The sequence below is a fragment of the Achromobacter deleyi genome (assembly GCF_016127315.1).
Taxonomy (GTDB): domain Bacteria; phylum Pseudomonadota; class Gammaproteobacteria; order Burkholderiales; family Burkholderiaceae_B; genus Achromobacter; species Achromobacter insuavis_A.
In genome coordinates this window covers 3,708,013-3,731,065 of sequence record NZ_CP065997.1, presented here as the reverse complement: position 1 = coordinate 3,731,065, position 23,053 = coordinate 3,708,013, and the positions used below count along the sequence as shown (strand labels likewise).

At 68.7% G+C, this 23,053-nt stretch carries 19 protein-coding genes; 4 read left to right on the top strand and 15 right to left on the bottom strand.

Annotation, left to right across the window (positions count from 1 at the left end; genetic code table 11):
* Window positions 1–18 precede the first annotated feature (18 nt).
* The 6 genes from cpaB to I6I07_RS17110 all read right to left on the bottom strand — a co-directional run bounded on the left by cpaB (window position 19) and on the right by I6I07_RS17110 (window position 3,766).
* Window positions 19–978 (bottom strand): Flp pilus assembly protein CpaB, encoded by a 960-nt coding sequence (cpaB, locus tag I6I07_RS17135; RefSeq protein WP_198482985.1) that lies wholly within the window; start codon window positions 976–978, stop codon window positions 19–21.
* Entirely contained in the window at window positions 975–1,466 is a 492-nt protein-coding gene (locus I6I07_RS17130; protein ID WP_198482984.1) for a TadE/TadG family type IV pilus assembly protein, read from the bottom strand. Before I6I07_RS17130 ends, cpaB begins: the two co-directional genes overlap by 4 nt.
* Before the next feature lies 1 nt (window position 1,467).
* Window positions 1,468–1,908, bottom strand: coding sequence for a TadE/TadG family type IV pilus assembly protein (locus tag I6I07_RS17125; RefSeq protein ID WP_054431928.1), 441 nt, complete (start codon window positions 1,906–1,908; stop codon window positions 1,468–1,470).
* On the bottom strand, window positions 1,875–2,381 hold the full coding sequence (locus tag I6I07_RS17120) for an A24 family peptidase (RefSeq protein WP_050813078.1): 507 nt from the start codon (window positions 2,379–2,381) through the stop codon (window positions 1,875–1,877). The genes I6I07_RS17125 and I6I07_RS17120 overlap by 34 nt, the downstream gene beginning before the upstream one ends.
* Window positions 2,382–2,613: 232 nt before the next feature.
* A complete protein-coding gene (locus I6I07_RS17115; RefSeq protein WP_116519941.1) occupies window positions 2,614–2,790 on the bottom strand; it encodes a Flp family type IVb pilin in 177 nt (58 codons plus the stop codon).
* 145 nt (window positions 2,791–2,935) lie between these two features.
* Complete coding sequence (locus I6I07_RS17110) at window positions 2,936–3,766, bottom strand: MHYT domain-containing protein (protein WP_198482983.1); 831 nt, start codon at window positions 3,764–3,766, stop codon at window positions 2,936–2,938.
* Window positions 3,767–4,259: 493 nt separating this feature from the next.
* Here I6I07_RS17110 and I6I07_RS17105 point away from each other — a divergent pair, with 493 nt between their 5' ends.
* The 3 genes from I6I07_RS17105 (at window position 4,260) to I6I07_RS17095 (ending at window position 8,487) form a co-directional block, all read left to right on the top strand.
* Complete coding sequence (locus I6I07_RS17105; RefSeq protein ID WP_198482982.1) at window positions 4,260–5,969, top strand: ShlB/FhaC/HecB family hemolysin secretion/activation protein; 1,710 nt, start codon at window positions 4,260–4,262, stop codon at window positions 5,967–5,969.
* A gap of 357 nt (window positions 5,970–6,326) precedes the next feature.
* Complete coding sequence (locus tag I6I07_RS17100) at window positions 6,327–7,919, top strand: collagen-like triple helix repeat-containing protein (protein ID WP_198482981.1); 1,593 nt, start codon at window positions 6,327–6,329, stop codon at window positions 7,917–7,919.
* A 28-nt stretch (window positions 7,920–7,947) separates the two neighbouring features.
* Window positions 7,948–8,487 carry a MarR family winged helix-turn-helix transcriptional regulator gene (locus I6I07_RS17095; protein WP_006390271.1) on the top strand — a complete coding sequence of 180 codons (540 nt, stop codon included), beginning with the start codon at window positions 7,948–7,950 and terminating at the stop codon, window positions 8,485–8,487.
* 93 nt (window positions 8,488–8,580) lie between these two features.
* Here the strand turns inward: I6I07_RS17095 and I6I07_RS17090 are convergent, their stop codons facing one another.
* From I6I07_RS17090 to I6I07_RS17055, 8 genes are all read right to left on the bottom strand, one after another.
* Window positions 8,581–9,735, bottom strand: coding sequence for an FAD-dependent oxidoreductase (locus I6I07_RS17090; protein WP_198482980.1), 1,155 nt, complete (start codon window positions 9,733–9,735; stop codon window positions 8,581–8,583).
* A gap of 240 nt (window positions 9,736–9,975) precedes the next feature.
* Entirely contained in the window at window positions 9,976–11,655 is a 1,680-nt protein-coding gene (locus tag I6I07_RS17085) for an ABC transporter ATP-binding protein (protein ID WP_198487565.1), read from the bottom strand.
* Window positions 11,656–11,663: 8 nt separating this feature from the next.
* A complete protein-coding gene (locus I6I07_RS17080; protein WP_116519936.1) occupies window positions 11,664–13,172 on the bottom strand; it encodes an ABC transporter permease in 1,509 nt (502 codons plus the stop codon).
* A gap of 5 nt (window positions 13,173–13,177) precedes the next feature.
* Window positions 13,178–14,155, bottom strand: coding sequence for an ABC transporter permease (locus tag I6I07_RS17075; protein ID WP_054431935.1), 978 nt, complete (start codon window positions 14,153–14,155; stop codon window positions 13,178–13,180).
* Window positions 14,152–16,389 (bottom strand): ABC transporter substrate-binding protein, encoded by a 2,238-nt coding sequence (locus I6I07_RS17070; protein ID WP_198482979.1) that lies wholly within the window; start codon window positions 16,387–16,389, stop codon window positions 14,152–14,154. Before I6I07_RS17070 ends, I6I07_RS17075 begins: the two co-directional genes overlap by 4 nt.
* A gap of 97 nt (window positions 16,390–16,486) precedes the next feature.
* On the bottom strand, window positions 16,487–17,155 hold the full coding sequence (locus I6I07_RS17065) for a thermonuclease family protein (protein ID WP_198482978.1): 669 nt from the start codon (window positions 17,153–17,155) through the stop codon (window positions 16,487–16,489).
* Between the two features lie 102 nt (window positions 17,156–17,257).
* Window positions 17,258–18,265, bottom strand: a complete 1,008-nt coding sequence (locus I6I07_RS17060; RefSeq protein WP_198482977.1) for a magnesium and cobalt transport protein CorA — start codon at window positions 18,263–18,265, stop codon at window positions 17,258–17,260.
* Between the two features lie 99 nt (window positions 18,266–18,364).
* Window positions 18,365–20,455 (bottom strand): ATP-dependent helicase, encoded by a 2,091-nt coding sequence (locus tag I6I07_RS17055; protein ID WP_198482976.1) that lies wholly within the window; start codon window positions 20,453–20,455, stop codon window positions 18,365–18,367.
* A 110-nt stretch (window positions 20,456–20,565) separates the two neighbouring features.
* Between I6I07_RS17055 and I6I07_RS17050 the strand changes: the two genes are divergently transcribed.
* Window positions 20,566–21,477: a DUF72 domain-containing protein gene (locus tag I6I07_RS17050; protein ID WP_198482975.1), complete on the top strand. Its 912-nt coding sequence runs from the start codon at window positions 20,566–20,568 to the stop codon at window positions 21,475–21,477.
* 16 nt (window positions 21,478–21,493) lie between these two features.
* Here I6I07_RS17050 and I6I07_RS17045 read toward each other — a convergent pair whose 3' ends face one another.
* Window positions 21,494–23,023 carry a PLP-dependent aminotransferase family protein gene (locus tag I6I07_RS17045; RefSeq protein WP_420094505.1) on the bottom strand — a complete coding sequence of 510 codons (1,530 nt, stop codon included), beginning with the start codon at window positions 23,021–23,023 and terminating at the stop codon, window positions 21,494–21,496.
* Between the last annotated feature and the right edge of the window lie 30 nt (window positions 23,024–23,053).

Sequence of the window (23,053 nt, the reverse complement as noted above, 5' to 3'; positions counted from 1 at the left end):
GCCACGCGCAGCCACGTTTCAATAGCGCACGCGCTCGGATTTGTCTCCTCGCAGGATTTCGACGGTACGGCCGCCCCCGCCGCCGGTGGCGCGGACCGGGGCCGGCTTGGCGGCGGGCGTGGGCACGCTGCTCTCCAGCTGCGCCAGGCTTTCGCCGGCGTAGGCGCGGTTCGGGCCGCTCAGCAATTGCTCGCGCTGCTCGGGCGTCAGGTCCGGCCGCGCCGGCAGCACCGCGCCGCGCTGCGCGAACAGCTGGGTATCGGGCTTGCCGTCGTCGCCGACCGGACGCAGCGCCAGCTGCAGGCGACCAGAGCGGCTGGCCAGCATCAACTCATTGACTTGTTCCACCGGCACCGCCAGCACGGCGGTCCTGGCGGGCTGTCCGGGCGGTCCCGGCAGCGCCGATTTCTCCTCCGGGCCATCCACCGAAGACGCGCCATACGCCAGCACCCGCACCTGCGATTGCAGCAAGCGGGCCTGTCCGCCCTGGACCTCGACGCCCTTCTCCAGCATGAAGAACACGTCCACCAGGTCGCCCGGCGCAATGCGATTGCCGCCGCCCACCACTTCGTCCACCGCGATCGCCACCGCGCGCTCGCCCGGCTTGAGCTGGCGGCCCAGCCCCTGCGCCAGCATGCCGGGCAGCAGCGGATCGCCGGCCGCGACGTCCACGCGCACATAGGCGCCCTGCAACGGCGCCGGCGAGCTGTAGCCACCCGACAGCGCCACCTGCCATTGGTCCACCTTGAGCATCTTGTCGCCGTCGATGCGCGTGCCGGCCGGTATCGGCGCCGCCGCCACCACCACCGGATAGCGCTTGGCCGGCGGTTCGGCCGGCGTGGCCGGCGCCGTCGCCACCGGGCCGGTCGGCACCGGCGCCGGGGCCGACGGCGCCGAGGCAAGGCGCCAGGCCACGAACGCCAGCACCAGGCCCGCCGCCAACAACACACCCGCGATGATTTTGCTCAGACTGCTCATGGTGTCCCTTGGGAGATTTGCACGATGGCTTTCGACGACAGCCGGGTCGGTATCCAGTTCTTGTCCGTCCCGGGCAACATGGCGATGAGCGCCTGGAAGGTCGACAGCACCGGCCAGGCCTGCACGTTGAATGTCATGGTGACCGTGCTGCATTGGGCCGGTTGCCCGCCCGAGCCGCTCCAGGCGCACGGCGCGCTACTGGTGACGCAAATCACCGCCGAGCCGCTGCCGAACACGCTCATGGCCGCGCCGCAGGCCGCGGTCGGCACGTCGGCCTGCCCGGAAAAACGCGCATGGACCGCCGCGCGCGCGCCTTCCGAGGCCGCCGCGGCCAGTTGCTGCTGCATCCAGAACAGCACGCCGTAGCCGACGACGGCGCAGACGAACATCAGCAGCATCGTCACCATCAACGAGAACTCGAGCGCGGCAATGCCTCGCTGGCCGCGCTTGCGACCGTGGGGATGGCCAGGGGCGCGGCGCGCATTCATGTCAGTTGCTCCCGTCCAGGCCGTTGCCCAGGTGGACCGTGGCGCGGGCCGACAGCACGCTCGACGGCGGCATCAGCGCCTGCGCCAGGAACGGGAAATTCGGGATCAGCGGGTTGGCGCCGTAGGGATAGCTGACCGTCACCTCGATCTGGTCGGCGCTCAGCGGCTGGCCGCTGCAGGCGCCGCCGGCGGTGCTGCTGAGCGTGCCGCTGGCGCCGCACACCGCCACCGCCACCGCAGCCGACGACATGGTGGTGATCCAGCCTGCGCGGTCCAGCGCCCTGTCGCGCCCGGCGTTGGCGCGCACGGTCAGCGAGGCGGCGCCCGGCTGCCATTGCAGGACCTTGCGGGCGCCGTCCTGCGCCGCCAGGGTGACCGAATGCTGCGCGGTGAACACCAGGGCGTACGTCAGGATCGCGTAGAACACCAGGAAAAACACCACGAATACCAGTCCGAATTCAAGGGAATAAACACCACGCTGAGCGCGGCCGCGCCCAGGTAGGTTCCGTACGGGATCTGGCGAGCCCGAAGCGGCAAGGCCCAGCTTCGGGAAAGAAACAGGTAGAGCAAGGCGTGCAGCCCGGCCAGCAGGCTCGCGGCCACCAGCGTCATCACGAGCGGCGCAAAGCCTGTCAGCAGCCCCAGCACGGCGATCGCCTTGACGTCGCCCGCGCCCATCAGGCGCTTGAGCCAGAGCGGGAAGAACGGCAAGGCCAGCGCGAATCCGGCCAACGCCATGGGCCAGCCGGCCCAGCGCGGTGGATAGCCCCAGGCTGGCGCGAGCCACGCCGCGAGCAGCCACAGCGCCTGTCCCGCGAACCCCGCGACGATAAGCGTGTTGGGTACGCGGCGATAGCGCAGATCGGTGTATATCAACACCAGATTCCAGCATGCGAACAACAGCCACCACAGCACTTCCCCTGGATACAAGGCAGGACCTTCTGACGGTTTCGGGTTCAATCTGGCAAAACATGGGCGCGCAGTACGCAGGAGCCGATGCGCGCAACGCCGTCAATCCGCAACCGCCCGAAATCGCTGCGCGGGAAGTGTCGTCAACATCAGCTCCACACCCGTAGGGCGGCAGACCCGGCCGTCCGACGCCGCCTGGCCATGGCCAGGCTCACTTGGACGACCGGGGCCTTCGGCCTCACGTGGATGCGTTGGCGAGCTTGGCCTGCAGCGACGTGAACAGGCCGCTGAGCGCGCCCGTGAACGTCGCCAGAGCCGCCACCAGCGCCACCGCGATGGTGCCCGCGATCAGCCCGTATTCCAGGGCGGTAATGCCTTCTTCATCGTTCCAGAACTGCGCAAGTTTCGCTTTCATGTCGAGCTCCTCGGGTCTCGCTTGATGATCGAGCCATGCCGCAGGGACGGCGTGGCCCCCTAAACCCGGTGCTGCCGGCGCGCTGGCGTGTTCCACACCTTCGCGTCCCCGGGGTACCGCCAGGTCCGTCGCTGCCGACGGGCCCTCAACCCGGTCCCAGCGTCGAGCCGGGCGCCCTGCCCGGATCGACCACGGGGGCCGATTCAATGATCGAGTCGATGCGTTGCGCCAGGCGTGCGCGGAAACGGCGCGAAGCCCGCTGCAAATGCCAGCGCATCACCAGCAGCATGACGAACGACAGCGCGAACGCGATGTACGGCAGCATCACCCCGCCGATCTGCATGCTGGAAAAATCGCGCGGGGCGGTGCAAACCACCGTGCCGGCGGCCGCCCCCGTGTAATGCATGCCGCACACCGCGATCGCCATCAAAATGGCCGCCGCGACGCGCTGGAACTCATTCTGCGTATTGAAAGCCAGCCACAGCGCGGCTGACGCGGCCACAACCGCGATGAATACCGACAAAACAACCATCGGCAGATTCCAGATAAATACCGCGGGCATGCGCATGGCGCTGATACCCACATAATGCATCGCCGCCACGCCGAGGCCCGCGGCCAGGCCGCCCACCACGCAGCGCATAAATGTGAAGCGGTCGCGGCCCACATACCAGAAGGCCCAGCCGGAGAAACCCGCCGCCACCAGGAAACTGAGCACGGTCAAACCGATCTGGTAACCCACTGCGAAAGGCAAGTCCTGTGCCTGCATGCCGATGAAGTGCATGCTCCAGATGCCGACGCCGCCCATCGCCAGGGCGCCGATGATGATGTAACCGATGCGGATCTCGCCGTCCCGCATTTCGGCGCGGATACCCACCGCGGCCAGCAGCGCCACGTAGGAGCCGAACGCCGCGATCAGGAACGACAGCGCCACCAGGCCGGCGTTGAAGGAAAGGGGAACGATATCGCCCGGGTTCATGCACGGCCCCTGTGAGCCGGCGGTCGGCAGGCGCTTGCGGCAGGCCGACGTGCGACGATTTTGTTGCGGTCATCCTGGTCCATCTGTGGACTCCCGAGAGCCGGTAAACCCGATGTGTTTTGATACGTTTATATAGTCTTATCTATTAACAATTAATACACATCAGGGTTTATACCAGTATTCGCAACAGTGCGACAGCTTACTTGTAACGAATACTCGGAAATTAGCCAGGGTCATTTTTCAATGTACCGGTAAACCCTGAATTCGGCCGCGGAAAGATTGCCTTGTATGTCGCTCTGTTGTTATATCCACGTTTCCGGCCAGTCACAATGAAATAATTTGTCATTGCCTCGGCGCGCTGGCAACATACCGCCTGAGCGGCGCGCCACCGGTTTACTTATATAGCGGCCCCATATATTTAAGCCTTTATCCAGACCCTTAATACGGGTGCCCTGTTTAAACGGCGCCAGCGGCAAAAGAGAGACAACCAGGCATGAGACGCACGCTTCCCGCAGGTCCGCTTTCCCTCGCCCTTATCTGCACCCTGGCCGCCGTCGGCACGGCACGCGCCGACGGCCCGTTGCGCGGCAATCCGGTGGATGCGCTGCCGCAGATCGAACGGCCGCCCGGCGCCACGCAGCCACCGCCTGTGGTCCAGGCCCCCACTCCCGAACAATTGGCCCTGCAGGCCCGGCTGGCGCAGCGCATCGTGCCCCGGCATTTCGACGTCACCGGCGTGCATGCCATGCCGTTCGAGGAAGTCTCCGCCCTGCTGGCGCCGCTGTCCGGCAAGGAAATCAGCCTGGGCGAGCTGGTGCAGCAGGTCGACAAGATCACCCAGCTGTACCGCGACCGTGGCTATCCGCTGTCGTTCGCCCTGGTGCAGAACCAGACTTTCGCCAATGGGCTGGTGGTGGTGACCGTGGTCGAAGGCTATATCGGCACGGTGCGCATCGAGGGCGATCTCGGCAACGCCCAGGACCGGCTGGAATCGCTGGCCGAGCCGCTGAAGGAAGAGAAACCGCTGAAGCAGGCCACGCTGGAACGCGTGCTGAACCTGATGCGCACGGTGCCGGGCGTGAAGTTCACGCCGTCGCTCGACCTGCCGCGGCGCGCCGACGGCGCCACCGAGCTGGTGCTGGCGGCCTCGCGCCAGCCGGTCAGCCTGACCGGCGGAGTGGCGGACCTGGGCACGGGCATGCAGCCGCTGGTGAACCTGGCCACCAACAGCCTCACGCCGCTGGGCGAACAGGTCAAGCTGACCGCGGCGGTGCCGTTCAACACCGACGACGTCAAATACATTTCCGGCGAGGTCCGCGTGCCGCTGGGCAACGACGGCCTGGCGGTCAAGGTCGACGGCTACCACTACGACGCCCGGCCCAAGGACGAGGCGATCGAATACCTGGGCTTCAACCGCCGGGTCAAGAACGACCGCATCGGCATCGGCGTCAGCTATCCGTTCCTCTTGAACAACACCCGTTCGCTGACCGGCACGCTCGGGGTCTACGCGGCCAACTCGAAGGACCGCTACGAAGCCAAGAATTCCGACCGCTGGCTGCAGCAGGACGCCCAGGTGCGCGCCGCCAACCTCGAGATGCGCTATATCCAGGTGTCCGAGTCCAAGACCACCGACGTGACGCTGGCGGTGGCCCGGGGCTTCACCGGCGCCGGGGCCAAGAAAGAGATCACCACCAACTACGGCTATTCGGCCGTGCCGATCCTGGACCTGGACTTCACCCGCTACAACCTCAACGCCAAGCAGACCTTCGCGCTGCCGGCGCAGTTCGGCCTGACCCTGTCCGGGGCCGCCCAGTACTCCAGCAATATCCTGCCCTCGTCGGAACAGGTGTCGTACGGCAGCTGGCGGTATGCGATGGGTTATCCGCAAGGCGAGCAGAGTGGCGATAAAGGCGTCGGCGTTTCCGCCGAAGTTAATCGCCGCTTCGGCACCGGCTGGCAGTACCTGTCGAGCGTGCAGCCGTATGCGCTGATCGACTACGCCCGCACCTGGTACAACAATTCCAGCCTGCAGCAACTGAACCAGCGGCACCTGTCTTCAGTGGCGCTGGGGCTGCGCTTTACCGACGACAAGTACTACCTGTTTGATTTCAACGTGGCCAAGCCGATCGGTTCGGCCACCATAAACAATGGCCGCGACGTGCGCTTCAACGCCAATTACTCGTTGTATTACGACGCGTTCTAGCGCGCCGCCGGCGGCCGCGCCGCGATCCCGCCAAAGTACCCGCGCCTGTTTCGACAGGCGCTTTTTTTTGCCTGTTCCATACACCACGTTACGTAACGTGGGCCGTAACGTAACGGCCCAAACGGGCCCGGACGTAACATTCGCAGGTGAGGCGTGATCGTAAAAATGGGGGATTCCCAATATTGGTACAAACCCTCTGTTTTAAATTCAAGCAATTGATTTAAAAGGATTTTTATTTATCTAAAAACGACCTGAACGCATATCGGAAGCGCGTTTGAAAAATATTGGCACGGTTTATGCATGTAGCGATGTATCGGGCAGTTTCGACGCCTGACACTTCCCCCACAGGAGCTCGCCATGAATGCCAAGATTGACACGCAGCGCGTACAACGTATTCTGACCTCCACCGTTATGGCGGCCGCTCTGATGAGCGCGCTGGCCGCATGCGGCGGCGGTGGTGGTGGTCACAACAGTTCCGCCAGCCTGCCTGGCACGGATAATCCCAGCAACCCCGGTGGCCCTGGCGGCCCTGGCGGCCCGAACGAGCCGAATAACCCCAACAACCCGGTCACCACCGGTTTGCTGCAAACCACGCTGGGTAATACCGGCAAGGCCGTCGACAATACCCTGCCGCTGAATCTGGGCACGACGCTGGGCGGTGTCGGCCAGGCGCTCGACCCCACCATCAAGCCGGTCGCCGACACCGTCGTCGGCCTGACGCAGCAAGTCGGCGCCACCACCGGACTGGGAAAGCCCGTCGACGGCACCGTCAAGCAAGTGGGCGGCCTGGTCGAAGGCCTGGGCACCACGGTCAAGGGCACCGGCCTGCCCGGCGGCCTGAGCGCTGGCGTCGGCGGCCTGGTGGAAGGCCTGGGCAAGACGGTCGCCAGCACCGGTGGCCTGCTCAATGCCGATCCCAAGAATCCGCAGCCGTTGACCACGGTGCTGGGCAATGCCACCAACGCGGTGGGCGCGCTGACCGCGGGCCTGTCCGGCCCCGGCGGGTTGCTGAACCCCGTCAACCAATTGGTCGGCGGCGTTACCGGCGGCGTGCTGGGCGGCCCCTCCAAGCCGCTGCTCGAACCCGCGCTGGGTAATGTCGGCAAGACCGTCGACAACGTGCTGCCGCTGGGCCTGCAGCCGACCCTGGGCGGCCTCGGCAAGGCGCTCGACCCGACGGCCAGCCCCCTGGCGGGCACGGTGGTCGGCCTGACGCAGCAAGTCGGCGCCACCACCAAGCTGGGCGCGCCGGTCGCCGGCCTGCTCAACACGCTGGGCGGCACGGTCAGCAACCTGGGCACCCAACTGCCTGGCGGCAACGTGGCCGGCCTGAACGGCGTGCTGCAAGGCCTGGGCGGCGCGGTCAGCAGCGCCGGCGGCCTGTTGAACGCCACGCCGGGCAACCCCAACCCGCTCGGCGCCACCCTGGCCAATGCCACCGGCGCGGTCGCTTCCCTGACCAGCGGTCTGGGCCTGGGCGGCGCGGTCGGCGGCAACAACGGCGGCCTGCTCAGCCCGATCACCGGGATCCTGGGCGGCGTGACCGGCGGCGCAACCGGCGGCAACGGCGGCCTGCTGGCCCCGGTGACCGGCCTGCTGGGCGGCCTGACGGGCAACCTGGGCGGCGCCACGGGCGGCGCGACCAACGGCGGCTTGCTGGGCGGTCTGCTCGGCGGCGTGACCGGCGGCGCGGGCGGCACGGCTGGCGGCACCGCGGGCGCCAACGGCGGTCTGCTGGGTGGCTTGCTCGGCGGCCTGACCGGCGGCAACGCCTCGGCCGGCGCCAGCGCCGGAGCGGGAGCGGGCGGCTCGGGTTCGGCCAACAACGGCGGCCTCCTGGGCGGCTTGCTGGGCGGTGTGACGGCCGGCGTCAGCGGCGGCGCCAGCACCGGCGGCAACAACGGCGGTCTGCTGGGCGGCCTGCTCGGCGGCCTGACGGCCAAGAAGTAATCAACCGGATCCGTGAGGGAGCGACGCCATGCTGCAACAAGAATCCATCGTTCACCACGAGCATGTGACCGTGATGCCTGAATCTCGCAACAACGATCTGCGGCCCGGAATGCTTGACGATATCGCCCTGATGCTGGGCCGACAGTTCGCCGTGTACAACGCGGCCTGCCAATCGGCCCTGGCGGAGAAAATGGGTATCCCCCTGGCGGATCTGAAAGCGCTGGAACTGGTGATGGAGTTCGATGCCCTGCCCACCGGCCAACTGGCCCAGCTGATGGGCATCAGCTCCGGCGGCGCCACCGCCCTGATCAACCGCCTGGAAGCGGCTGGCTATGTGCAACGGGGCCGCCATCCGCTGGATCGCCGCATGATCGTGATCCGGCCGGTGGAAGAGCAGTGCCAGCAACTGGCCCAGGAACGCCAGTGGGTCGCCGAGGCGGTGGTGTTGATGGCCCGGCGCTACGACGCCGGCGAACTGGAAGTGGTGCATGCCTTCCTGGCGCAATGCGTGCGCGCCCTGAGGCACGACACCCTGGTCTGGCTCGAGACCCGCAACGCCCACGACTGAGGCGCCAGTCTCGACACGCCGCGCCCCGATCCGCGAGGATCCGGGCGCGGTTTTCATTGGGGGGGCCATGGAGCGGTTTCCATGGGACGCCCCTCAATGCGCGCCGAACAGCGCCACCACGCTGCCGGGCGCGTCGGGGCCGAAGAAGCGCTGGTGGTTCCGCGCCGTTCGCGCCGCCACCGCCGCGCTGCGCGGCAATAGCGCCTGTTCGTACGCCGCCAGGGCCGCGTCCAGGTCGGCCGGATGGCGGCACAGCGCCTGGCCCAGTTCGGCGCCATCGAACAGGGCCAGGTTGGCGCCCTCCCCCGCGAACGGCGACATCAGATGCGCCGCGTCGCCCAGCAGCGTGACGCCGGCGCTGCGCGGCCATCGATGATCGACCGGCAACGCGTGCAGGGGCCGGGCGATGATCTCCACGTCACTGTCGGCGACCAGCGCGCGCAGCGCCGGCGCCCACCCCACGAATGCGGCGGCGATGCGTTGACGCATGGCCGCCTGGCCTTCGCGGGCCAGCGCGTCGACCGCCGCCAGCGGCCAGTTCAGCGCCGCGTAGCTGCGCAGCGTGCCATCGGCGTAGCGATGTGCCAGGATGCCCTGGCCGGGTTCGACCGCCATCAGGGTGCCGTGGCCGATCGCGCGCGCGCTGTCCGGATAGCGGCGGTCGCCGTCGAACAGCGTGGTCTCGAAGAAGGTCGTGCCGACGTAGGCCGGCGCGGCGCCGGACAGCAGCGGACGGATCCGCGACCAGGCGCCGTCGGCGCCGACCAGCAAGTCGGCCGTGACCGCCGCGCCGTTGGCGAAGGCCAGCCGGTGCCGCCCCGGCGCCAGCGGCGCGACGGCGGTGAGCTTGTGGCCCCAGCGGATCGCGGACGGCGGCAGCGAATCGATCAGCAGCCGGCGCAGCTCGCCGCGGTCGACCTCCGGCCGGGCCTGGCCCTGCCCCGGCCGGTCGAGCAGCACGCAGCCGTGGCGGTCGACCACGCGCTTGGCGTCCTCGCCCGGCCGCACCAGCGGCAGGAAGGCCTCGTACAGGCCGGCGGCCCGCAGCGCGGCCTGGCCATTGTGCGGGTGGATATCCAGCAATCCGCCCTGCGTGCGCGCCTCGGGCGAGGCATCGGCCTCGTAGACCGTGGCGGCAATGCCGTGGCGGTGCAGGACGCGGGCCAACGTCAGGCCGCCAAGGCCGGCGCCCACAATGGCGATCGTGGCGTGGGTCAGGGAAAGGGTGGGAGAGAAAGGTCGGTGCATGGCGTATTCCGGTGAAACGAGCCATGTGCGCCAAGGGCGCGATGACTCGGGACGTTCCGACGGTTGTCGGGGGAATCGCTGGCCGACCTGGCCTGGCGGGCCGGGTGACGTGTGCGCGATCCGGGCGGGACGCGGCCGGGCGGCGGCGTCACGCGCAGGATCGTTTTTCGCGGTGTTCGAATAGACAGTATCGCATGATTCCGGCCCTCCCCCGCCTCGACGGCGAGGGGCGGCGCCGGATCAGGCCTGGCCGAATTGCAGCCGCGGCACGGCTTCCAGCAGCCGGCGCGTCATGTCCTGGCGCGGCGCATGCAGCACGGCGTCGGCCTCGCCCAGTTCGACGATGCGGCCGCCCTCCATCACCGCGATGCGGTCGGCCAGGTACTCGACCACGCCGAAATTGTGGGTGATGAACAGGTAGGCGATGCCGAGCTCGTCCTGCAGCTCGCGCAGCAGGTCCAGGATCTGCGCCTGCACCGACACGTCCAGCGCCGAGGTCGGCTCGTCGCAGATCAGCACCTTGGGTTCGACCGCCAGGGCCCGCGCGATGGCGATGCGCTGGCGCTGGCCGCCCGAGAACTCATGCGGATAGCGCGCCAGCGTATTGGCCGGCAGGCCGACGCGTTCGACCAGCCGGACGGCGCGGTCGCGGCGCGCCTGCGCGCTCATGCCGCGGCGCAGCGATTCCAGGCCCTCGTCGAGGATGTCGCCGACCCTCATGCGCGGATCGAGCGAGGCGTAGGGATCCTGGAATACGATCTGGATGTCCTGGCGCAGGCGCTGCAGCCGGGCGCGGTCGGCGGTCAGCAGGTCCTGTCCCTGCAGCATGGCGCGGCCGGAAATGCGGGCGCCGTCGATCAGCCGCAGCAACGCCTTGCCCGTGGTGGTTTTGCCGCAGCCGGACTCGCCCAGCAGCGCCAGGGTCTCGCCGGCGCGCAGGCTGAAGGTCACGCCGTCGACCGCCTTGACCCACGACGCCACGCGCCGCAACGGCCCCTTGCGCACCGGGTAATGGACTTTCAGGTCCTGCACGTCCAGCACCACGCCGGGCTCGCGTGGACGCTTGCGCGCCGCGTCCGCGCCCAGGGCGGCGCGGCCGGCCTCGCTCAACGGCACGCCGCGCTTCTCGAAAGTGGGAATGGCGTCGAACAGCTGGCGCGCGTAGGGGTGCTTGGGCGCGCGGAAGAATTCCTCGGCGCTGGCGCTTTCGACGATCTCGCCGCCGCGCATCAGGGCCACGTGGTGCGCGACGTTGCGCACCACTGCCAGGTCATGGGTGATGAGCAGCACCGCCATGCCGATCTCGCGCTGGATGTCGGCCAGCAGCGCCAGCACCTGCGCCTGCACGGTGACGTCGAGCGCGGTGGTGGGTTCGTCGGCGATCAGCAGCAAGGGTTCGGCCGCCAGCGCGATGGCGATCATGACGCGCTGCTTCTGGCCGCCGGAGAACTGGAACGGATAATCGTCCACGCGCCGCTCGGGCTCGGGGATGCCGACCCGCCGCAGCCAGTCGATGGCGCGGGCGCGGGCCGCGGCGCCGCGCAGCGGCGTGTGCGCCACCAGCGTCTCGATGATCTGGTCGCCGACCCGCATCACCGGATTGAGGCTGGTGGACGGTTCCTGGAAGATGATGCCGATGCGGCCGCCGCGCACGCCGCGCATGGCGCTCTCGGGCAGGCGGTTGAGGTCTTCGCCATCCAGGTCGATCTGGCCGCCGACGATGCGGCCGGCGTCCGGCAGCAGGCGCAACAGCGCCAGCGCGGTCATGCTCTTGCCGCAGCCGGACTCGCCCACCAGGGCGAAGGTCTCGCGCTGCGAGATGGCCAGCTGCAGGCGCTTGACGGCGTGCGTCATGCCGCTTTCGCCGGCGATGTCGACGTCCAGGCCGCGCACGGCCAGCAAGGGGGCGTCTTGGCGGATATCCTGGCTCATGGCGCGTCTCCCGGTTTGGTGGATCGGGCATCGGCCGCCAGCGCGGCCCCCGGGCGGCGGCCGAACCAGCCCATGCCCGGCAGGCGGCCCGGCTTGTAGCGGCGGGTGCGCGGATCGAAGGCGTCGCGCACGGCGTCGGCGAACAGGTTGGCGGCCAGCACCAGCGCCAGCATGAACAGGAACGCGGTCATCAGGTTCCACCAGATCATCGGGTCGCGCGACATTTCCAGGCGCGCGCCATCGATCATCGAGCCGAACGAATTCATGCTGGGATCGACGCCGATGCCCAGGTACGACAGCACCGCCTCGTACAGCACCAGCCCGGAAAATTCCAGCACCACGGTGATCAGCACCAGGTGCGCGACGTTGGGCAGCAGGTGGCGCGTCATAATGCGCCAGTGCGACACGCCGAAGGCGCGCGCGGCCTGCACGTATTCCAGCTCGCGCAGTTTGAGGGTCTCGGCGCGCAGCAGCCGGCACAGCCCGGCCCAGCCGGTGAAGCCGAGGATCATGCACAGCAGGAACAGGCGCAGGTCGGCGCGCGCCGCCGAGGTGTCGAACAGATCGGCGTGGTTGTCGATGTAGACCTGCATCATCAGGGCGCAGGCCGCCACCAGCAGCACGCCCGGGATCGAGGTGATGGTGGTGTAGAGATACTGGATGGCGTCGTCGACGCGGCCCTTGAAATAACCGGCCGCGATGCCGAAGACGATGGCCGGCGGCAGCATGGCGAGCGTGGTCAGGCTGCCGATGACGAGCGCGGTGCGAATGCTCTTGAGCGCCTGCCACAGCACGTCGTTGCCGATGCGGTCGGTGCCCAGGGCGTGGTAGCCGCTGGACAGCCCAGCCAGCGCCCCCGTCACCAGGCACAGCAGGGTGAAGGTGATGGCCATGGCGCGCCACGGCACCTCGGCGCGTCCGCCCAGGAGGGCCTCGGCCGCCGCCGCCGCGCCGCCGCGCCGCGCCAGGCAGGCGAACAGCAGGCCGGCGCCGATCAGCGACACGGCCAGCCCCGCCGCGAGCCCCAGGCCCAGGCGGTAATAGACGTCGCCCAGGTGGTCGCGGTCGGGGTCGGCCAGGTGCGTGCCGGCCGCCCGCAACCGCGGGAAGTCGCGCACCGGCTTGTCGTCGACCAGCAGGGTTTCCTTGGTGAACTGGCGCACCGCCAGCGGGCTGGAATAGGTTTTCTCGGGCTGGGTCAGCACGCTGCCGCGCAGCAGGCCGTCCAGCGCCGACTTGACCGCTGGCGCGTAGACCGGCGCGGCGTCGGCGGCGGCGCCCGGCGCGGGCGGCAGTTGCGGGCGGTAGTGGACGGAATCGAGCAGGCCGACCAGCGCGAACGCCGCCAGCACCACCGCCGAGCACATCGCCGGCGTGTCGCGCGCCACCCGCGACCAGGTCGAACGCAGGTTCGGGCTGCGCCGCACGTGCCAGGCATAGGCCAGCGCGCCCAGCACCATCAGCCACAGCGCAATGTCGGTCCAGAGGAATACGAACTTGGGCATGGCGGCTACTCGAATCGGACGCGGGGGTCAGCCAGCGTGTAGGAAATATCGGCCAGGATCAGCCCCACGATGTACAGCGACGCGCCCAGGAACACCATGGCGCGCACGATGGAGAAGTCCTGCGCGTTGATGGCGTCGATGGTGTAGCTGCCCAGGCCCGGGATGCCGAAAAACGATTCGGCGATCAGGCTGCCCATGAACAGCAGCGGCAAGGCGGCAACCGTGCTGGTCAGGATCGGCAGCATGGCGTTGCGCAGCACGTGGCGGAACAGCACCACGCGCTCGGCCAGCCCCTTGGCGCGCGCGGTGCGCACGTAGTCCTTGCCGATCTCTTCCAGGAACAGGGTGCGGTAGAAGCGCGCCTCGGGCCCCAGGCGCGAGACGATCGCCACCAGCACCGGCAGCGCCAGGAACTTGACCATGTCCAGGCCGCCCTCGAAGCCCGAGAACGGCACCAGCCGCAGCAGCTTGGCGAACATCCACTGCCCCGCGATGATGTAGAACAGGCTGGAGATCGACAGCAATATGACGCACACCACCACGCCCCAGAAATCCAGCCGGGTGGCGCGGAAATACACCAGCGTCAGCGAGAACACGATGCTGGCGAACAGCCCCAGGAAAAAGGTCGGCACCGCCAGCGCCAGGCTCGGCCCCATGCGGGTCTGGATTTCGCGGCCGATGTCGCGGCCGCCATCGGAGGCGCCGAAGTCCATCGCCAACAGCGGCACCGAGCGCTGGTAGAACACGGTGTCGGTCAGTTGCGCCGCGCCCTTGGCCTGGGCGTTGTAGAACAGCGGCTTGTCGTAGCCGTGCTCGACCTTCCATTTCTCGACCGCGTCCTGGCTGATGCGCTGGCCGCCGATGGCCAGGCGCGCCATGTCGTCGGGTGTGTTGACCGCGAAGAACAGGATGAAGGTGAAGAGGTTCACGCCGATCAGGATCAGCACGCCATACAGCAGCCGGCGGATGACGTAGCCGATCATGATTGATGCTCCTTGCGGGAAGCCTGGGCGAAGGCGGTCTGGCGTTCGCGCCGCTTGAGCGCCACGTAGGACGGCCAGATCGCCAGCGCGATCAGCAGCACGAACAGGCCCACCGGCCACCAGATGGGGGAATTCCATTCATCGATCTTGCGTTCGCGCAGGGCGGCATCGATCTTCATGTACTGCAGCGTGTTGCGCACCATCTGGGTGGGCTTGGCGTTGCCGACCCACTGCTGGTAGGCGCCGCCCGACATCGGGAAGTAGCCGAACATCCACGGCGCGTCGCGCTGCACGATGGCGACCATGCGCTGGATCAGGGCTTCCTTTTCGGGGCCGTCGTCCAGGAACTTCATCTGCTCGAACAGCTTGTCGTATTCGGGGCTGTCGTAGTTGGCGGCGTTCTCGCCGCCATTCTTGGCCTTGGCGTTGGGGCCGTATAGCAGGAACAGGAAATTCTCGGCGTCGGGGTAGTCGGCGTTCCAGCCCCACAGGAAGATCTGCGCCGAGCCGCGCCGCATCTTGTCCTGGAAGCGGTTGTAGTCGGTCGAGCGCACGTCCATCTGCACGCCGATCTTGGCCATCTGCCGCCGCATCCAGTCGAACTGCGGATTGGAGCCGCCGCCGGTCATGGAGTCGTAGTACAGCACCAGCGGCGCACCGGTCACGGCGTTGCGGCCGTCGGGGTAGCCGGCCTCGGCCAGCAACTTGCGCGCGGTGTCGATGGATTTGCGCACCGGCTTGCCGTCGACCAGGTCGTAGACCACCGGGTTCACGCCCTCGGGCGGTTCGCGGTAGCCCAGCACGCCGGGCGGCACCGGGCCGTAGGCCACCGAGGCCTGGCTGTTCTCGAACACCGCCACGTACTCTTCCCAGTCGAAGGCGATGCTGATGGCCTGGCGCAGCTTGCGGTTCTTCTCGGCCTGCTCGGGCGTGTCGCCCTTGCCCACCACCGGGTCGAGCCAGTTGAAGCCCATGTACCAGTTGGCGGTCTCGACCGTGGTGGGCAGGCGGATGCCATGCTCGGCGTACTTGCGCGCCTTGTCCTGGCTGTCGCCGGCGGCCACCAGCATGGCCACGCCGTATTCGCCGCGTTCGATCTGCGGCAGGTCGTAGTAGCCCTGCATGAACTTGCCGGTCAGCGGAATGGCTTCCTTCTCGACGCTGAAGACGGCGCGGTCGATGAAGGGCGTGGGCTTGCCGCAATCGGCCAGCAGGCCCGCCGCGCGGTCGCCCGGCTCGCCGTCGCAGGGATAGGGTTCGCCATGGAAGTTGGGATTGCGCGCCAGCACGTGGCGGCGGTTCTGCAGCGACTCGGCCAGCATGTAGGGGCCGGTGCCGACGGGCCAGGTATTGAGCGACAGGTCGTGCTCGGCCATGCCGGGCTGGTTGTAGAAGCGGTCGGCCTCCCAGGGCACGGGCGCCGTGAAGGTCATGGCCAGCCAGTACTTGAACTGCGGATACTTGCCGTTGACGCGGATGCGCAGCGTGTGCGGATCGAGCGCCTGCACGCCGGTGAAGCCATCGGCCTCGCGCAGGTCCAGCCACGAGGCGCCGGCGCCGCCCGGCAGGTCGCGGCGCAGCGCCTTGTCGCGCTCGCGCAGGCGGTCGCCATAGTCCTTCAGGCCGCTCACGTATTCGGCCATCAGCGAATAGATCGGCGACACCACGCGCGGGCTGGCCAGGCGGCGGAAGGCGTAGACGTAGTCGTCGGCGGTGAGTTCGCGGCTGCCGGTGCGCGGGAAATCGGGAATGGCGAATTTGTCGGCCAGTTCCTCGGGCGCGATCGGGAAGTAGTCGTAGCCGCCGTCGGTCTTGCGGGCAAAGGCCGGATGCGGCGCGAAGCGCATGCCAGGCTTGATCTTGATGTCGTAGACGCTCTGGGCGATCTGCTCGCCCGGCGCGTCGGCCGGCAGCTCCTTGCCCTGCGCGTCCAGGTAGACCGGCGGGTCGATCGAGGCCGCGGCGCGCGGAATCAGTTCGTACGGCCGCTTGAGATAGTGGTAGCCGTACAGCGTCTCATAGATGTTGTAGGTATATGGGGTTTCGTCGGTGGAATAAGAGCTGGCCGGGTCGAGGTACTTGGGCGAGCGTTTGACGAAAGCGGAATACAGCGTGTTCTGGCCTTCGGCGCCGGTCGGATAGGGGCTGTTGATGGGACTGCCCTCCCGGGAGCAGCCCGCCAACGCCAGCAACAGCATCATGGCCGCCGCCCAGAGCCGCATCAAAGCACGCATGGAAACCTTTCCTTCTATTCAGTGCGACAGAGGATAGCAAAGGTGCATCCGCCCCAGTACCCTGGCATCCCCTAGGGAACTTGTGGGCCCGCGATTATCAGCCGCACTGCCGCTGGCGCCAGCAGTCGTAGCGCCACTTCCAGGGCTGCATCGGTTCCTTGCCGGCCCACAGGCCACGGCCGGCGGCCTTGGCCTGGCGTTGCAGGTCGGGCATGGCCTTGTCGTTCAGGTATTCGCCCTGGCGCGCGGTGTAGGCCCAGGCGTAGCCGGCCTCGACCTGCAGGCGGTTGGCCGAGCGGCCGTCGTCCAGGATCAGCGCGCAGACGTCGCGGCCGTACTGGTCCTTCAGGTAGCACTGGGCGGTCAGGGTCTTGCCGGCCACCAGGCTGGCCAGGTGCTGGCGCGAGGCCTCGGCGTAGGGCTGGCCGGGCTGGTCGACGCCGTGGCCTTCCTCGGGCGCGTCGATGCTGTCCATGCGGATGCGGCGCTGGCCGTCGGGCGCGCGCAGCGTCACGGTGTCGCCGTCGGCCACGTTGACGATCATGCCGGTCAGGGTATAGCTGCCGGCCGGCACCGCGCCCGCCTGGGCCGCGCCCGGCCGGCCCTGCGAGGCCGGCGCGCTGGCGCCGGGCCGTTCGGCCGGGCGTTCGCCGCCCTGGCGGGACGGCTGCAGCCAGTTGACGATGGCGCCCGCCGCCGCCAGGATCAGGGCGACCACGAGGGCGGTCAGCTTGCTGCCGCCGCGAAAGGGGGAATTGCCGCGCACGGGCCGGGCTCCGAAGAGGAAAACGCAGGCAGTTTGCCACAGCCCGGGCGGCGCCGGGCGGCCTCGTGCGCCCGCGCCGCCACGGTCGCAGCCACGGCCGCGCTAGAGCCAACCCGACTTGCGAAAGCGCCAGTACAGGAACGAACAGACCGAGACGATCACGCCCAGCGTGACCGGATAGCCAAACGGCGACTCCAGCTCGGGCATGAACTTGAAGTTCATGCCATAGATGCCGGCGATGGCCGTGGGCACCGCCAGGATGGCGGCCCAGGACGCCAGCTTGCGGGTGGTGTCGTTCTGCGCCGCCTGGCCGATCATCAGGCTGGCTTCGAAGGCGAACGCCAGCGACTCGCGCAGCGAATTGAACAGCTCGTCGACCCGCAGCACGCGGTCGGCCACCTCGCCGAAATACGGCCGGGCGTGCTCGTCCACGGCCGACATCTCGACCCGCGCCAGGCGCCGGCAGATCTCGGCCAGCGGCGACACCACGGTGTGGATGCGCAGCAGGTCGCGGCGTTGGCGGTACAGCTTGCGGATGTCCGAATCCTTGGCGCCGCGGATCAGCAGCTTCTGTTCGGCGCCCTCGACCACCGATTCGATCTTGCCGGCCGCCGCCACGTAGCGGTCCACCAGCCAGTCCAGCAATTCGGAGGCGACGTAGTCGCTGCCGCGCTTGAGCAGGTCGGGCGCGGCTTCGAGCCGTTCGCGCAGGGGGCTGTGGGCGGCGGTGGCGCCGCGCCGCACGGTGACCAGGAAACCTTCGCCGATCAGGAATTGGGTTTCGCCGAAGATGGGACGCTCGGCCTCGACCTCGACGGTGATGGCGACGATCAGCACCATGTTGCCGTAGTCGATGATCTTGGGCCGGCGGTGCGATTCCAGCATTTCTTCCTGGTTCTTGTCGCAGGCGCCAAGCTGGCTGACCACGTCCGCCAGCCGCTCGGGGCTGGGATTGCGCAGGCCGATCCACAGCATGCTGCGCTTGGGATCGACGTGCTTGCCCACCTCCTCGATGGGCACCTCGTGGTCGCGCCGGCCGTTCACATAGGCGATGGACGCCACGACTTCGCTCTTGGGCGCAGCGGCGGCGGCATTCTCTTCGGTAGACATAGACATCCTCTGGCGATGCGAGCCCTGCGGGTGCAACGTATCGGCCGATGATAGCCCACCGGCGCGCCCGCGCGGGCCGCCCGGGATCGGCCGATGACGCTAGGCGAACAGATTGCGCACGCGCTTGGCCACGTCCACGCTGGGCGCCTGCGGCGCCTTGGCCTCGCGCGCCGGCAGGTTGGGCGGCTTGGGCAGATGATCGAACAGCGGCAGCATGGCGTTGGTGATGTAGCGGGTGCGCGAACCATAGACATGGCGGTCGCCCATGCCGGTCTGCTGGTGCACGTAGAAACGCTGCGGCACGATCAGCTGCAGGCGTTCCCTGGCGCGCGTCATGGCCACGTACAGCAGGCGCCGCTCTTCCTCGATCTCTTCGGCGGTGCCGGTGCTCATGTCGGACGGGATACAGCCGTCGACCACGTTCAGCACATAGACCGCCTTCCATTCCTGGCCCTTGGCCGAGTGGATGGTGGACAGGATCATGTAGTCCTCGTCGCGCGAGGGCGCGCCGGATTCGTCGCTGGTGGCGTCGGGAGGATCCAGCGTCAGTTCGGTCAGGAAGCGCTCGCGCGACGGGTAGCCCGCGGCGATGCGCACCAGCTGGTCCAGGTCTGTCTTGCGCACCCGCGCATCGTCGTACAGCCGTTCGAGCTGGCCGGCGTACCAGCGCAGCGCCAGGTCGACGTCGGCCGGCCAGCGCAGCTTGGGGTCGGCCAGCGCCGCGTAGGTGTCGGCGAACGCGCCCCACTCCGCCTGCGCCGCCGCGCCCGGCTTGAATGCGCGCAGCGCGCGCAGCGGCTCGGCCGATTGCGCCATGGCGTCCATCAGCTTGCCGGCGGTGGCCGGGCCGATGCCGGGCAGCAGTTGCGCCACGCGGAACCCCGCCATGCGCCCGCGCGGGTTCTCGGCCCAGCGCAGCAGCGATAGCAGGTCCTTGACGTGCGCCGCTTCCAGAAAGCGCAGGCCGCCGAACTTGACGAAGGGGATGTTGCGCCGGGTCAGCTCCAGTTCCAGCGCGGCGCTGTGGCTGGAGGTGCGGAACAGCGCCGCCTGCGACTTGAGCGTGGCGCCGCCCTCGCGCTGCGCCAGCACCTGGTCGGCGACCCAGCGGGCCTGGCCGCCTTCGTCGCTGACGGTGACCAGCTCGGGCAGCTGCGACGACGGCCGGTCGCTCCAGAGATCCTTGGCATAGCGCTCGGCCGCCAGGCCGATGACGGCGTTGGAGGCGTTCAGGATAGGCTGGGTCGAGCGGTAGTTGCGGTCCAGCGTGATGACGCGCGCCGGCTGCGGGAACTGGGCCGGAAAGTCGAGGATGTTGCGCACCGTGGCGGCGCGGAACGAATAGATCGACTGGGCGTCGTCGCCCACCACGGTCAGGCCGCGGCCATCGGGTTTCATGGCCAGCAGGATGGCGGCCTGCAGGCGGTTGGTGTCCTGGTATTCGTCCACCAGCACGTGGTCGAAGCGCGCGCCGACGTCGGCGGCGATGGCCGCGTCGCCCATCATCTCGGCCCAGTACAGCAGCAGGTCGTCGTAGTCGAGCACCTGCTGGTCCTGCTTGGCGCCGACGTAGGCGCGGAACAGGTTCTTGAGCTCGTCTTCCCATTGCGCGCACCACGGGAAGGTGCCGTGCAGCACGTCGGCCACCGGCGTCTGGCTGTTGACCACGCGCGAATAGATCGCCAGGCAGGTGCCCTTGAGCGGAAAGCGCGACTTGGTGGCGGACAGGCCGAGCTCGTGGCGCACCATGCCCATCAGGTCCTCGGCATCGCCGCGGTCATGGATGGTGAAGGCCTCGGACAGGCCGATGCGCTGGGCGCAGTCGCGCAGCAGGCGCGCGCCGATGGCGTGGAAGGTGCCGGCCCATGGCAGCGACGGCGCCTGCTGGCTGCCGCGCAGGTTCATCACCCGCTGCAGCACGCTGCCGACGCGGCGTTCCATTTCCTGGGCCGCGCGGCGCGAGAAGGTCAGCAGCAGCATGCGCTGCGGATCGGCGCCGTTCAGGATCAGATGGGCGACGCGGTGCGCCAGGGTGTTGGTCTTGCCCGAGCCGGCGCCGGCGATCACCAGCAGCGGGCCGTCGTCGCCCGCGCCGCCGACGCCGAACTCGGCGGCCTCGCGCTGGGCGGGGTTGAGGTCGGCCAGGGGATCGGGACGGCTGGACGGGTTGGCGGGATTCTGGTCGGACATGGGGCGCGGGAGGGACGGCGGCGGGCGCGCTCGGCGCGGCCCGATACCTGGGGATATATCCAGGTATCATAACCGCATCGCCTCCCGCTCCCGATACGCCCGTTTTCCCCATGCGCCTGCTTGCCGGCACCGCTTCCTGGACCGACCCCACGCTGCTGGCGTGCGGCCGCTTCTATCCGCGCGAGGCGCATGACGCCCAGTCGCGGCTGCGCTTCTACGCCACCCGTTTCGGGCTGGCCGAGGTCGATTCCAGCTACTACGCCCTGCCCAGCGCCGAGAACGCCTACCTGTGGGCGCAGCGCACGCCCGACGATTTCGTCTTCAATATCAAGGCCTACCGGCTCTTCACCGGCCACCAGACGCCGCTGGCGTCGCTGCCCGCCGACATCCGCCGCGAACTGGACGACTGGCCCGAGCCGGTCATCTACCACCACGCCATGCCGGACGACCTGCGCGACGAACTCTGGCGCCGCTACACGCTGGCGCTGGAACCCTTGCGCATGGCCGGCAAGCTGGGCGCGGTGCACTTCCAGTTTCCGCCCTGGCTGCGGCGCGACGCGCGCGGCCATGCGCTGGTGGCCGAATGCGCGCGGCGCCTGCCGGAACACCTGCTGTCGGTCGAATTCCGCCACCGCAGCTGGTTCGATTCATCCGAGGCTACGGACGCCACGCTGGCGTTCGAGCGCGAGCTGGGCCTGGTGCATACCGTGGTGGACGCGCCGCAGGGGTTCGACAACAGCGTGCCGGCGGTGTGGGCTTGCACCCATCCCGACCTGACGCTGCTGCGCCTGCACGGGCGCAACGCCGCCACCTGGAACGCCAACGGCGCCGCGTCGTCGGGGCGCTTCCAATATGAATATTCCGAGGCCGAGCTGGCCGAACTGGCGCGCCGCTTCCAGGAGCTGGCGCGGCAAAGCGGACAGGCGCACGCGGTGTTCAACACCAACTTCGAGGACCAGGGCATGCGCAACGCCACGGCGTTCGCGGCGGCGCTGGGCGGCGGACAGAACCGCCGGGGTTGAGACGCTCGGGTCCCCGCTACGCCGGCTGCGCCTCCACCGCCGGCGCGGCGGGCGTCATGCGCGCCACCTCGGCCAGGCTTTCCAGCAGCACCTCGAACTTGCGCGCGATGTCGTGCTCGGGCACGCAGGCGTAGCCCAGCAGCAGCCCGGGGCGGCGGTTTTCCTGATTGACGTAGTAGCGCGACAGCGCCCGCGTCAGCACGCCCTTGCGGCGCGCCACCTCGACCACCCGCAGGTCGTCCAGGTGCGGCGGCAGCGTCAGCACCAGGTGCAGGCCGGCCAGGCTGGCGTCGCGGTGCAGCCACTCGGGCCCCAGGCGCCGTTCGATCAGGTTGACCAGCATGGCGCGGCGGCGCGCGTACAGCATGCGCATGCGGCGGATGTGGGCGGCGTAGTGGCCCTCGGCGATGAAGGTGGCCAGCGCCGCGTGCGTCATCAGGTGGCCTTCGCGGTAGAGCTCGGCGTGGGCCGCCTGGAACGCCGCGGTCAGCGGCTTGGGCAGCACCAGGTAGCCGACCCGCAGGCCCGGGTACAGGGTCTTGCTGAAGGTGCCCATGTAGATCACGGGCGCGTCCGGCTCCAGCCCCAGCAGCGAGGCGATCGGCCGCCCCGAGAAGCGGAACTCGCTGTCGTAGTCGTCCTCGATGATCCAGCTGCCGTGGCGGCGCGCCACCGCCAGCAGTTGCCGGCGCCGCGCCAGCGACATCACCGGCCCCAGCGGATACTGGTGCGACGGCGTCACGAAGATGAAGCGCGGCGGCGCCATGCCGGGCGCGGCGTCGGCGTCCGGCAGGCGCATGCCTTCCTCGTCGACCGGCAGGTGCACCGTGTGCAGGCCGTTGGCCTGCAGCACCGTGCGCGCGCCCCAGTAGCCCGGGTCCTCGACCCAGGCGGTCTCGCCGGCCTCGCCCAGGATGCGGGTGGCCAGGTCGATGGCCTGGTGCGAGCCTTCGGTGATGAGGATCTGGTCGGGGTCGCAGTCGATCGAGCGCGTCAGCGCCAGGTGCTGGGCCAGCGCCTCGCGCAGCGCCGGCAGGCCGCCGCCGTAGGCATAGGTCAGCAGGTCGGGCGCGGGATTGCGCCACAGCGCGGAAAAGATGCGGCCGAACTTCTTGTGCGGGAATTCGGTCAGGTCGGGCACGCCCGGCATGAAGGCGCCCCACTGGTAGGGCGAGGCCGAGACGCCGTCGACGATGGCGGCGCCGCGCGCCGACAGCGCCGGACGCGGCTGCGGCACCGGCGCGCGGCGCGACTGGCGGCCGCTGGCCAGGTAGGAGTCGGGCTGCGAGGCATTGACGAAGGTGCCATTGCCCTGCAGGCTGCGGGTGTAGCCTTCGGCCAGCAGCTGGCCATAGACGTGCACCACGGTATTGCGGGCGATGCCCAGCTCGGTGGCCAGGTCGCGCGAGGCGGGCAAGCGCGAGTCGGCGGCAATGGAACCCTCCAGGATGGCCTCGCGGATACCGTGGTACAAGCGCTTGTTCATCGGCCCGCCCGCGGCATCGGCCAGGCGCAGCTGTAGCAAGTCTCCGACGATGGACCGCAATTGGTTCTACCTGATTTATAAAAGTGGTTC